We start from the raw sequence: 13,100 nt of genomic DNA, 5'->3' as shown, positions 1-13,100 counted from the left end.
TAAATCCGGCAGTAAGATGGATTAAACCGAAAAGTCCTGAGGAAAATGGATTTGGATCCGAAGTGTATATTTGTTCAGAGGGAAAGGAACTTAGATGTGCATCATCCGGTAATCAAATTGGTGGCCAGTTTGGCCCGAAACAGAGGGGTCACTTTCACCGAAATACACACTGGGCTACGATGGGCTTCTAATCAAAGAGAGAGCATGGGAAAACTGGGAATATTATCCGTCAGGCATAGGCATAGACTGGGATAAGATAAACGACCCGAAACTTTGGCCACCAAAAACAGTCGTCATTTACAATACTGATCGGGTAGCAGGGTTTGAGGTGATCCGCGATGGTTTTATACAATCTTTGGAAATAGATTATTCAGATCTGAATAGATAAATAACAAAGGGTGCGTTGCGTTCTGCTGTTTAAATGCACCTAGATTGTATAATAATATAGCTGGATTGTCTCTAGTAGACAATTTTATAACAAGCTTAGTTAATTATGTTTAGCCGACCCTATATCCCTCAAAATGCCCTTAAAAAAAATGTCACTCAAAATAAACGTCATGGATATGGAGTTTGAATTAAATGTAGAAACTATCGTGCGCCAGCATGATCTAACTATAGAAGAGGTGCTCTCAAAACAAATGTTCTCACATTTCACCGAGGAGCAGGCTAAGGACGTAGTTCTTACCATAAAAAAAATGTCAATAATTATTTTTAATGCAAGTGAAAAAAAGGAGGAAAAAATTTGATAGAACAATTGATTATTAGTATCTTATAGTATAATCATAGCAGTATTATTTATGTCAGACATCTTATTTTTCGACTCATTTGCAAAAGGGAAGCAAGATAAAAAAGTTTCCAAAAGCTTGGAATGCGTTATCTACACAAGGGTTAGCAGTAAGGAGCAGGCCGACAATTTAAGCCTTGGAACCCAATTGAAGGCCTGTATGCTATATGCAGAAAAGTTCGGTTTTAATATCGCCGCTCAGTTTGGGGGTACCTACGAAAGCGCTGAGAACGATGAGAGAAAGCAATTTACAGCCATGCTTTCTTTCGTGAAAAAATTTAAAGGAAAAATATCTTCTATCTTAGTGTATAGTCTGGAGAGGTTTTCAAGAAATGACAACTCAATCTGGCTTAGCGGAGAATTGAGGCGCTTAGGTATCGAAATAATATCAGTGACACAGCCTATTGATACGTCTAGCGCTTCAGGTCAGATGCAACAGAAATTATTGTTTCTGTTCGGGGAGTTTGACAATCAATTGAGAAAGCAAAAATGCAGTGCTGGTATAAAAGAGATGTTGCTGCGTGGTGATTGGCCGACTAATCCCCCATTGGGATTCGAGATCGACAGATCGAAGAACAAAAGGCAGATTGTTATAAATGCGAAGGGAAGGCTCATTCGTCAGGCCTTTGAATGGAAAGCTTATGAAAATGTGTCAAATGAGATAATTCGCGATAGATTGGCGGCTAAAGGACTCAAATTGATTCATCAGCGTATCTCAGAAATCTTCAGAAATCCATTCTATTGTGGCTTGATGGTGCACAATATGTTGGAGGGACAAGTGGTTGTGGGCAATCACGAGAAATTGATTAGCAGGGAACTTTTCTTAAAGGTTAACGGTATGCTAGATAAGATTCCCCATGGTTTTTCACTTAATGAAGAAAATGTTCACATTCCTTTGAAGCGCTTTATGGTATGTGCCGAATGCGGGAAGCCGTTGAGTGGCTATCTCGCACGCAAAAAGAATATACATTATTATAAATGCAAAACCAAAGCTTGCTGTAACAACAAAAATGCTGATTCTCTTAATTCCAGATTTGCAGACATACTTGATTTCTTTAAAATTGACATTGCCAAGGAATATATAGAACTATTGGTTGAGCAGGTTGCTGCAACATTTAACCAGTTGACTCAAAATAAGCAAGCAGATCTTTTGGAGTTGGAGAACAGCCACAGAGAAGTGAAGAAGAAGGTGGAGCGTTTAGAGGAAAGATATATTGAAGAAGATCTAAGTCAGGAACTTTACACAAAGTACCATGAGAAATATTCGGACGAAAAAAGGGAAATTGAGCGGAATTTGCTCATCCTGTCAAATAAAAGTTCGAACCTTTTAAAATGCGTTAGGTTGGCTATAGAATATGCCACTCAGCTACCTTTAAACTGGCTTTCTGGGGACTATCATACCAAGCAACAACTACAGGCACTACTGTTCCCTAGTGGTATGAGTTATGATAAGAAAAATGATAAAGTTCGAACCACTGAAATAAATTTAGTGTTTTTGTATATCGCTCATTTTCAGCAAATTATCCTTAAAAAGGAAAGAGGCATACCAGAATTAAATCTGAATTATGCCTCTTTCGCCGATTCGGTAGCGGGGAGCAGGATCGAACTGCCGACCTCAGGGTTATGAATCCTGCGCTCTAACCATCTGAGCTACCCCGCCGGGCTTATACTTACTAAATAACGTAAATATAGAAGTGGTTATTTTTAAGAGCTGCAAATATAGAATAAATTATCATTCTATTAAAAGGAAAAGTGAAAAAACATTTAAAGCGCTATCGCACAGCAAATTTAAATGAATAGCGAGCCTGTAAAAGGTGAATTGGTGGCCTAAAATGACAATTATTCTGGTTAAATGCATTATGGCCGGGCATATTTAAGCACATTAGGCTGTAGCGGTATACTTTAAGCAGATTAAACCCCAGCGCCAGGCGGTAAGCGTTTGGCGTTGGTTTACCAATTGGTTAATGTAAGTCCTTCGACTCCGCTCAGAGTGACAGGCCGTTTGGAGTTTGCAGTTGGGAGCTTGGAGGGAGACAGTTAACCTGATGCAGTTGGCAGTTGGCAATTTGCAGTTAGCAATGAACAAGTTTGGAGTTGTGAGTTTGGATGGCGACAGTTAACCGATTCAAACAATTAACCAGTTAACCTTGTGACAATTTGCTTTACCAATGAACGAATGACCAATGAACAAGTTTGGAGTTTTGAGTTGGGAGTTTGGATGACGACAGTTAATCGATTCAAACAATTAACCAGTTAACCTTATCCAACTAAAAAATCAACTACTAAATCCGTTAAATACGGTAGTTCAGCAAAAAAATGATAAGAGTTGCAGATATAGAATAAAATACCTTTCTTTAGAAAAATAACATTTAAAATAATCCGGAATTATTCTGGTAGTGTACTAACATGGCAGAAAAGAAAAAATTTACTCTGGAGTACGAAGTTAGATCGTCACCAAGAATATTATACAGTTTTATAAGCGAGCCCAATGGCTTGTCGCAATGGTTTGCCGACGACGTGGTTTTCCGCGATCAGATATATACTTTTACCTGGGATGATGAGCAGCAGAAGGCGAAAATGGTTACCGTTAAGGAAAATAAGCTGGTAAAGTTTAAATGGCTTGACGACGATCCGCAGTATTATTTTGAGATGGAAATTGTGCAGGATGAACTCACCAATGATGTAGCCCTTGCCATTACCGATTTTACCACAGAAGAACTCATGGCCGAGAAGAAATTAATCTGGGATAACCAGATCGATTACCTGATAAGTGTTTTGGGTGCATAATATTCGCTACGCATTGTTTACCTTTGTAGGGTGAAAAAACTACATCTTCTATTAATAAAAGCATTCGTAAGACCATTCATTGCAACTTTTTTTGTGATGATGTTCATCTTGCTAATGTTTTTTCTGTTTAAATGGATTGATGATCTCATTGGCAAAGGCTTCGAATGGTACACCATCCTGGAGCTGATGTATTATGCCTCGGCGGCAAACGTTTCGATGGCGCTGCCTCTTTCGGTGCTGCTTTCTTCTATCATGACTTTCGGTTCGCTGGGCGAAAACTACGAGCTGGTAGCCATTAAATCGGCAGGTATTTCTTTACAGAAAGCCATGCGACCACTTTTTGTGGTGATTTTAATCCTGATGGTATCGTCGTTTCTTTTTTCCAACTACATGTTGCCCAAAGCCAATTTAAAATTCGGCTCGCTGCTGTACGATATCCGCAATAAAAAACTTTCTTTCCTCATAAAACCAGGTGTGTTTAACAATGCCATACCCGGTTATGCCATCCGTGTCGATTCGAAAGAAGAAGATGGTACCCTGCACAACATTATGATTTACGATCATAAAGAAAATAATGGTATTCCGAAGGTAATTCTGGCCAAAGAAGGTAAGATGGAAAAAACGGCCGATGGTAAGTTTCTGGTGCTGAACCTTAAAAACGGTGTTCAGTACGAAGAGCAGGCCAGCAACAGTGGTATGTATAACCCGCGACAGGTTTTCTCGCGCCGCAGGTTTAAAGAAACTGCTCCGCGTTTCGATATGTCGTCGTTTGATGGCAATAAAACCGACCCCAATGCTTTTGGTAACAGTACGCCTATGTTAAACCTGAAAGGTATTGTGCGCAAGCGCGATTCGCTTACCAAGCAGCTCGATACGATCCAGATGCGTACCATCGAGAATTTAAAGGGTAACTTCAAACAGTTTAACGTAACCCAGGGTTATACCAGGATCAAGGCTGCACCAGCCAAAATTGATGATGTGATATTGAAAAGTATCCCCAATGGATCGCGCAAGCAAGCCCTGGATAATGCCACCAACGTGGTTGCCAATATCATGCAGCATGTGCCCAACTGGGCGCCACGGCAAACCGATTTAACCGGCGAAATTATTTTTACTACCGTAGAGTACCAGCGTAAGTTTACCCTGGCAGCATCGTGTATCCTGCTGTTCTTTATCGGTGCGCCACTGGGTGCCATTATCAGAAAAGGAGGGATGGGCTTACCAGTAGTAGTGGCTATTTCGTTCTTCCTGGTGTACCATATCATTACCACTGTTGCCGAAAAATCGGCCAGGGAGGGTAACCTGAACCCGATATTGGGGATGTGGATGGCCATGATTGTGCTGTCGCCACTGGCTGCATTTTTAACCTATAAAGCCACGGTTGATTCGGCACTTTTTGATGTAAATTATTACAAACAAATGCTGCTTAAAGTGTTTAAAAAGAAGGAAAAGTAACCTCATTTCCTTTACTTACAAATGATATTTTAATCCAAATATTGCTTAATAAGGTTGTACATTTGTACAAGTTAACGCCGTTAGTTAAAAACTTGTTTAAAGCTAGTTAGCTGCGTTTTCTCCCATAATGCTATATAAAATGCAAACAAAATTAAACACAATAGAAGAAGCTGTCGCAGATATAAAAGCTGGTAAAGTGATTATTGTTGTCGACGATGAGAATAGAGAGAATGAAGGTGATTTCTTAACTGCTGCCGAAAATGCAACACCTGAAGTGATCAATTTTATGGCTACTTATGGTCGTGGTTTAATCTGCGCCCCTTTAACCGAAGAGCGTTGTAAGGAGCTTAACCTCGATTTAATGGTGGGTAAAAATACAGCCGCTTACGAAACCAATTTTACCGTTTCGGTTGACTTGGTTGGTCATGGATGTACTACGGGTATTTCGGCCAGCGACCGCTCTAAAACCATGCTGGCTTTGGTCGATCCGAAAACCGATCCGGCAGAGCTGGGCAGACCGGGACATATTTTTCCTTTAATTGCCAAAGATGGTGGCGTAATCCGCAGGGCAGGCCATACCGAAGCTGCGGTAGATTTAGCCCGCTTGGCAGGCATGAAGCCTGCAGGTTTATTGGTCGAAATTTTAAAAGAAGATGGCGAAATGGCACGCCTTCCCGATTTATTTAAAATTGCCGAGCAACACCAGTTAAAAATTATTTCAATTGAAGATCTGATTGCTTACCGCTTAAATTTAGATAGCCTGATTAAACAGGAAGTAAGCATTGCTTTGCCTACTGCCTGGGGCGATTTCAAAATGACGGCTTATACCCAGCTGGATAATAATGCGACCCACTTAGCCATCTCAAAAGGCGAGTGGAGTGCTGACGAGCCTATTTTAGCCCGTGTACACAGCTCTTGTGTAACCGGCGATATTTTCGGTTCTTGCCGTTGCGATTGCGGGCCGCAATTGCACAAAGCTTTGGAAATGATTGAAAAAGAAGGCAAAGGTATTGTGGTTTACATGAACCAGGAGGGTAGAGGCATTGGGCTGATTAATAAACTGCGTTCTTATAACTTGCAGGATGCCGGGTTTGATACCGTTGAAGCAAATATTAAGCTTGGTTTTAAAGGCGATGAACGCGATTATGGTGTAGGCGCCCAGATTTTAAGATCGGAAGGCGTTAGAAAAATGCGTTTGATGAGTAATAACCCAACCAAAAGGGCTGGTTTAATTGGCTACGGTTTGGAAGTAGTAGAAAATATTCCGATTGAGATTGCCAGTAATGTACACAATGAGCGTTATTTAACAACCAAAAGGGACAAAATGGGTCACTCCATTATGAAAGGATAATTAACCTGCTTTAGCTGTTTTCTTTTGAATAATAGCTGAGTACAGAATAATATAAAGGCTGGCAGGTGATGCCGGCCTTTTTTGTGATATGCTCACGCTCGTTTCTTAACGAGTGTGTAAATTAGTATAGCGTTTATAACGCTTTTTATACGATACAATCGTATGGCTATTGCTGCACGCGTTAGAAACGTGCGCAAGCCGCAATGTGTTATAATAACATCTAAAAAAAGAGATGCTTCACTGCGTTCAGCATGACAGATTACTCCGCTATTGACTCTGAACTATCGACTATTGACCATGGACTATCGACCATTAGCTACCTCCTCTGGTTCCCCTTTGTCTGGTTAATAATCACATCTTTATTCAGCGATTTATTGGTTTTAACAGGTGCTTCGGTCTGCTTCCTTTTCAGGTTGCGGCGATAAGAACCCGAAATTTTCTGTATAAACTCTTTAAACGTATCAAACTGCTGTGTGTACACCAATCCAAACGACGTTACGTTGGCCGTTGGACTAATACCACTGTTTAAGAAGATACTTTGTTGCGTAGGTGGTTTATTGGCTGCTTTAATGGTTAAGCTTCCATCTTTTCTGATCAGGAATACCGCCTCAACCTCTCTACCTACGTTGTCCTTGCCAAAATCGATAATGGTAAAATCGTTTACACTATTACGGTCAACAATACCAGCGTTGATAATTAAGCGGTCGTTAAAGAACTTAAACGAGGCATTGGCTTCACTTAACGAACGCACGTTCAAATCGACAAAGTTCAGGTTTAAAGAAGAAAGTACATTGTTAAACTGGTTAAACACCAGCTCAGTTGCGGTACTGGTAGCCGTTGAGCTCAACTGGTTACCAATCGATTGTCCACCGTTTCCAGGTGCAAAACTTCTTCTGATAATTAAACTGAAAGCCTGTAAGTTCAGGTTGTTCTGATCACTGAAATAAGTTTGCAGTTCCTCTTTAATAGAAGGCTGTGCCGGAAAATTGATATCGAGTTTAATCTCAGGTTTTAATAAAAGCCCGGTTAAGCCCATTTCAACCTCCGTATTTACCCTTTGGTTGGCATTGCTGCTGGCATCGCGGTTGGCCGCTTTATACAAATCGTTTAAACTCGCCCTAAGCGCATAAACCGCTTTCAGGTTAATTTGTGCTGCGGTAGGATTACCTGTCCACCGGATGGTACCGCCCTGTCTGATCTCAAATTTCTTGTTAATCACCTCTTGCGCGGTAAAATCAAAACTTCCGGTTTCGATAATATAATCGCCCGACATCTCGAAATCGCCAAAGCTGTTAATATTCAGGTTCAGCTCGGCATTACCCTTACCGCTCAAATTACCCAGCGTAGTGTAAATATTGGCTGTAGTATTCGGATCGATGGTTAGTTTAAAGGTTAGTGTTAAACCATCGAAATTGGTGGTCTTTTTAACGGCTACTGTCGAATCGCGGCTTACAAAATTGATAAAATCTTTATCTGATATGGTTTCCGAGCTGTTTAAAGGTAAATTGAAAACTGTTCCTTTCTCAGTCTTAGCCTTAATGTCGATTTTCATCTTATTGGTAGGCCCGGTAAATTTAAATACTCCCGTACCATAAGCACGGCCATAATAAACTGAATTATCTTTGGCAGTAGTATTTAAAGCCATTAAACTGTTGGCATTTACCCTTACATCCAAAGTAGGGTAGTTAATGTCGTTCAGGTCTACCGTACCATCTGCTGTGGCTTCGTGCCCTTCTAAATCGGTCAGTTTAAATTCTTCTCCTAAATCAATTACGCTGTTGGTTACCTTCACTTCATCGGTAATTACATAGGTGGTTTTAAGGTAATTGACCATCAGTTGCCCCTTATCTAAAGCTACAGTACCATTAATTTGTGGTTTGTCAAATTTGCCCTTAACCGTTAAATCGGCAGAAATATTTCCTTTTAAATTAGATACTAGTTGTTTTACAAAAGGTTCTAAAATGGTGAGTTTACTTTCATCCATTTTTATGGCCAGATCTATTTCCTTCTCTTTCAGGTCGAGGTTCCCGGTCAGTTTAAACGTTTCTGAATTTTCTGCTTCGATGCGGGTAAATACATCAATTTTACCACTGGCGTTGTTGTACGATGAAGTATCGGTAAGTGTACCAATATAGATGTCGTTAAATTTAAGCGAATCTATTTTCAGGTCGTCGTTTACGCGTGGGGCCTTAAGTATGCCATATAAATTGGTTTTCCCGTTAGCGTTACCACCCAGCTTAATACCTGCGCCCTTGGTAAAAGGGTTAAGTGTTTTGAGGTTAAAATCTTTAAAACCTACCGTAATCAGGTCTTTTGGGTCTTCCGAAATCAATCCATCAATGGTTAATTGTTGCGCGCCGTTGGTGAGGTCGAAATTGGTAATCTCGGTTTTACCATTGTTGAGCACAATGCGTACTTTCTCCTGTATGCGCCATTCTTCGTTGTTAATTTTTAAAATAGAAGGTAGCACACTCAGGCGCGCAGTAGTATCCTGGTTTTTGGTAAACTCTACCAGACCGTTTAAATCGAGCTGGTTGTCTTCGTCCGCGTTCGACATTTTAACGTTGAAAGCCAGACTGTCGTTGCGCAGGATGTTCGAAACGTTTACATCTTTAATGTATAAACTATCGTTAAGCTGCACCCGGTCTGAAGTAACAATGAGTTGCAGTTGCTGTGGAGTGGTATTTTCATCGACAATAATATTGTTAACCACTATACCATTATATTTCAGTTTTTTAACAAAACCGTTCAGCACTGCCGTATTGTTGCGCGAGTCGAAATCGCCGTTAAACGTAGCGCCTTCTTCCAGTTCAAGTCCCGGCATAAAAATCTGCGCAATCGGCTCGAACTTTTTAATCGCCAGTTTAAACTTGAAAATCTGGTTCTTGTATTTAAAAATATCTGCTCTTAGCGATGGGATATAGGTTTTGGCAATGGCCTTGTAATAAGAAACAATTGAGTTTAAGTCGTACTCGCCCTGTATGCCCGCATCCAGGATGTCTGAACGGATATCGAGCACACGGTTAGCGCCGGTACCGTTGGCGGTTAGCTGCACCGAATCTACACTGTAAATACCTTTGGGGTTTTGTAATCTAACCTCTTCAATTAATAATTTGCCGGAAATGTTGTTGAGGTTGGTGCCCGAAAAATTGGTTTTAAACCGCGCATCCACCATCAACGAATCTTTTAGCAATTTAAGGGCTTTTAAACGCGCTTTAGAAATGGTGGCATTGAAATTAAATACCGGTAATTTCGGATTCAGGTTAACACCACCATCGAAAACCAGTTTTACGTTACGATCGTTGATGCTCAATTTACCATCGAAATATTTTTTATCAAAGGTTCCGTCGATCTTAACATTGTGGTAGCGGTAATTGTTAAAGTCGATATAATCTACATCGCCGTTTATTTTTTCCGTCAGGTTTTTTAGTTCTGTACCGCGACCTTTTACATAGAGCGAAGAGCTGATGCGGCCCAGACTTTTTTCGTCAACCAGATTACCCAGGTTAAAATCGTAGCTTTTTACATTTCCGGTGTAGGTTGGCACATCGTTCTTATCGATCTTCATGTTTACATCCGAAACCAGGCGGCCAAGCTTTGTTTTAAACTCGCCGTATGCAATAAAATCGTTCTGAAAACCGGTAAAGCTTCCGTTAAAGTTAATGTTACCAAACTTATTGACAACGGTCGGCACAATTTGCTTTTTGCTGTTGGTAATGCCCGCCAGTACTTCATCCAGATCGGCCTTATTGGTACCTGCCATCTCGATGTTAAGGTCCATAAAGGTTTCTCTCCACTTGGGTAAGCCCTTTAATATAAAGTCGCCTTTAATGTAGGTTGCCTTTCCGGTTTTTATCGAAAGCTTTTTGGCGCGAAGGTTATTTACAAGTCCCGTAATCTGCCCGTCAACATCAAGGTCGAGTTTCATTGTGCTGAGTTCAGGCGCAAAGAAAGCTACATCTCTTGAAGTAATGTGGCTATCTTTAAAGTTAGCCTTCATGCGCACATTATCTACGTAGTGGTTAAAATCCCGGTAGGTTTTAAACCGCATCTGGTAGTAATTGGTCAACCGGCTCTGGTTGGTTTCGAGCAAGAGGTTTTTCAGCTCAATTGCATTGCTATCAATAGTGGTTTGTGCCGTGAGGTTTTTAAGGTAAAAACCACTTCTTTCTTTCAGCGTCAGGTTTTTGATATTGGTTTTAACCAAATGGTTTTTGGTGTCGAGCCCTTCAAAAATACCGCTAAGTTCTTTAACATCTACGTTTTCGAAATTTACACTTTTGCCCAAGGTAGTATCTTTGGCAGCGAAATTCTTATACCTGAAAGCAAATTTGTTTAAGATAATGCGCCCCAGTTTTACATCGTAGGGCTTAGTTTTCTTTTTCTTTACAGTAGGCTTACCAGAATCGAAGTAGTTGATGATGAAATCGAGGTTAGAAGACTTATCTTTGAAATCCTTTAGGAAAAAGCGGCCATTGTTGATCTGAACCGTGTTGATATCGATAATGCGCTTGTCAATAGACAGCTGATTAATATCAACCATGAATTGGGGCGTACTCAGTAATGTGTCTTTTTGCAGGTCGAGCACCAATAAATCTTCTAAAACAATCGATTTAAAAGGCTTGATGTAAAGACTCTTGATGGCAATGGTGGTTTTAAGCTCTTTTGATAGGTATGCGGCCGCTTTCTGAGCAAAAAAAGTTTGAACAGGCTTAAATTGTAGCGAAAAAATGAGCAGCGCAAGCAGCAAAATTATTGATGCAATTACCCAAAGGAGTATTTTAAATAGTTTTTTAATAATTTTGCGACTTAAATATTAATAATTTGTCTGTTATACTTGCTATCGAGTCCTCTTGCGATGATACTTCAGTTGCTATTTGTAACAACGGCAAAATTACTGCCAATGTTATTGCAAACCAAACAATTCATCAAAATTATGGTGGTGTAATCCCTGAATTAGCTTCGCGGGTACATCAGCAAAATATTGTGCCTGCCGTACAGCAGGCTTTAATTGATGCCAAAGTTACAAAACAGGACATTACTGCCGTGGCTTTTACACGGGGGCCTGGTCTTTTGGGGTCACTTTTGGTTGGTGTTTCTTTTGCAAAATCGTTTGCACTAGCCTTAAATATACCTTTAATTTCTGTTAATCACATGCATGCGCACATATTGGCGCATTTTATCGATGATCCGAAACCGGCTTTTCCTTTCTTATGTCTAACCGTATCAGGCGGTCATACGCAGATTGTACTGGTAAGGGATTATTTTGATATGGAAATTGTAGGCGAAACGCTGGATGATGCTGCCGGAGAGGCTTTTGATAAAACGGCTAAACTACTGGCTTTGCCTTACCCTGGTGGTCCTTTAATTGACAAACATGCTAAGCTGGGTAATCCACTGGCCTTTAAATTTGCCGAACCGCAAATACCTGAGCTGAATTTTAGTTTTAGTGGTTTTAAAACGTCTATCCTTTACTTTATCAGGAAGCAGGAGAAAGAAAACCCTAACTTTATAGCTGAGCATTTAGATGATATTTGCGCATCGGTGCAGCATAGCATTGTACAGATTTTGTTAAATAAGCTAAAAAAAGCGGCAAAACAATATGGCATTAAAGAAATTGCTATTGCTGGAGGTGTTTCGGCAAACTCAGGCTTGCGTAATGGTTTACAGCAAACTGCAGATGAACTGGGTTGGAAAGTATATGTACCAGCATTTCAGTATTGTACCGATAATGCAGGCATGATTGCCATTGCAGGTTACCATAAATTTCTGGCGAAAGATTTTGTAGGGCAGGAAGTATCGCCGATGGCCAGGATGGAATTTTAATGAGGGAATTGGTTTATTAGTCATTTGTTCATTGGTAAATGCCAATTGCATAAGGTTAACTGGTGAATTGTTTGAATTGGTTAACTGTAAACTGCCAATTCAGAACCAATTGTCACCCTGAGGAGTAATTTATTGTATAAAAATCAATATGAGTGACAGCCTCTTCCGGGGTCGTCATTTCGAGCGGCCCCGATAGCTATCGGGGGTAACGTAGCCGAGAAATCTGTCTAGATAGATTTCTCCATTGCGCCATCGGTGAAAACCGATAGGCTCCAGTCGCAATGACGACATTCTTAGGTGTCTGTCAATGGTAGCGGAGTCGGAGGGCTTATTGCAAACTTTGATTATTGATGACTGCCAACTGTAAACTGCGAATTGACTTTGTATCTTTGAGCCTTTGTGTTGAAATAAACATAGAAAAATTAAATTATAACCGTTTGATAATTGAATTTTGATTGTTGAACATTGAATTTTATATATGACTGGAGCATCATTAATATTTTGGATTGTTTGTGCCATACCTTTAATTGGCCTTTTATACTGGTTAATCAGGAAAGATAAAGATAAACTTAAGGGGAGTTGGGGGGTAATTATACTTGGTGTTTTGGTTATTGCCGCATTGCTGGTTATTGTTTATGTAACCAAGGATTTCAATGCTATTTTTAGTCAGAATTAAACAAGGTATATGCTAATAGGCGTTTGCTTAAATGCAAAAAGCCCTTCCAAATAGACTGACCCCAAAAAGTTGGACGAAGTTACGCAATGTTTTTAAAGTAATGAGTTCGGTATTCCACCGGACTCATTCCATTTAAATTAATCCTTATTCGGTCCCTATTATAATATTTAATATACTTTCTAATTTCAGAATGTAATTGTGATACCGATTTAAATTCATTT

General features: G+C 40.1%; 9 protein-coding genes and 1 tRNA gene. 7 read left to right on the top strand and 3 right to left on the bottom strand.

All coding sequences use genetic code 11. From position 1 onward, the window contains the following. Positions 1-536: 536 nt before the first annotated feature. The gene (locus OC25_RS26285; RefSeq protein ID WP_156131592.1) at positions 537-746 is read left to right on the top strand and encodes a hypothetical protein; all 210 of its coding nucleotides are present in this window, start codon (positions 537-539) and stop codon (positions 744-746) included. A 51-nt stretch (positions 747-797) separates the two neighbouring features. Continuing rightward, entirely contained in the window at positions 798-2,411 is a 1,614-nt protein-coding gene (locus OC25_RS28595) for a recombinase family protein (protein WP_425339082.1), read from the top strand. On the opposite strand, the gene OC25_RS26280 is transcribed toward OC25_RS28595, so the two are convergent. Continuing rightward, a tRNA-Met gene (locus OC25_RS26280) sits at positions 2,371-2,444 on the bottom strand. The two genes, OC25_RS28595 and OC25_RS26280, sit on opposite strands and share 41 nt — an antisense overlap. 746 nt (positions 2,445-3,190) lie before the next feature. Here OC25_RS26280 and OC25_RS26275 point away from each other — a divergent pair. The 3 genes from OC25_RS26275 to OC25_RS26265 all read left to right on the top strand — a co-directional run bounded on the left by OC25_RS26275 (position 3,191) and on the right by OC25_RS26265 (position 6,377). Next, on the top strand, positions 3,191-3,571 hold the full coding sequence (locus OC25_RS26275) for an START-like domain-containing protein (RefSeq protein WP_039483412.1): 381 nt from the start codon (positions 3,191-3,193) through the stop codon (positions 3,569-3,571). Positions 3,572-3,601: 30 nt separating this feature from the next. Next, positions 3,602-5,026 (top strand): LptF/LptG family permease, encoded by a 1,425-nt coding sequence (locus OC25_RS26270; protein ID WP_039483408.1) that lies wholly within the window; start codon positions 3,602-3,604, stop codon positions 5,024-5,026. Positions 5,027-5,165: 139 nt separating this feature from the next. Next, entirely contained in the window at positions 5,166-6,377 is a 1,212-nt protein-coding gene (locus OC25_RS26265) for a bifunctional 3,4-dihydroxy-2-butanone-4-phosphate synthase/GTP cyclohydrolase II (protein WP_039483404.1), read from the top strand. 316 nt (positions 6,378-6,693) lie between these two features. Here OC25_RS26265 and OC25_RS26260 read toward each other — a convergent pair whose 3' ends face one another. Beyond that, positions 6,694-11,127, bottom strand: coding sequence for a translocation/assembly module TamB domain-containing protein (locus tag OC25_RS26260; RefSeq protein ID WP_039483401.1), 4,434 nt, complete (start codon positions 11,125-11,127; stop codon positions 6,694-6,696). 74 nt (positions 11,128-11,201) lie between these two features. Here OC25_RS26260 and tsaD point away from each other — a divergent pair, with 74 nt between their 5' ends. Together tsaD and OC25_RS26250 are read left to right on the top strand one after the other, a co-directional pair. Continuing rightward, on the top strand, positions 11,202-12,203 hold the full coding sequence (tsaD, locus tag OC25_RS26255; RefSeq protein ID WP_039483398.1) for a tRNA (adenosine(37)-N6)-threonylcarbamoyltransferase complex transferase subunit TsaD: 1,002 nt from the start codon (positions 11,202-11,204) through the stop codon (positions 12,201-12,203). A 478-nt stretch (positions 12,204-12,681) separates the two neighbouring features. Continuing rightward, entirely contained in the window at positions 12,682-12,879 is a 198-nt protein-coding gene (locus tag OC25_RS26250) for a hypothetical protein (protein ID WP_039483395.1), read from the top strand. 79 nt (positions 12,880-12,958) lie between these two features. On the opposite strand, the gene OC25_RS28590 is transcribed toward OC25_RS26250, so the two are convergent. Then, a partial coding sequence (locus tag OC25_RS28590; RefSeq protein WP_156131345.1) for an IS3 family transposase occupies positions 12,959-13,100 on the bottom strand: 142 nt, incomplete at its 5' end.

The sequence above is a fragment of the Pedobacter kyungheensis genome (assembly GCF_000812965.1).
In the GTDB taxonomy this organism is placed as follows: Bacteria; Bacteroidota; Bacteroidia; order Sphingobacteriales; family Sphingobacteriaceae; genus Pedobacter; species Pedobacter kyungheensis.
Note: the sequence above shows the minus strand (reverse complement) of the source record. Positions and strands in the feature narration are given on the sequence as shown.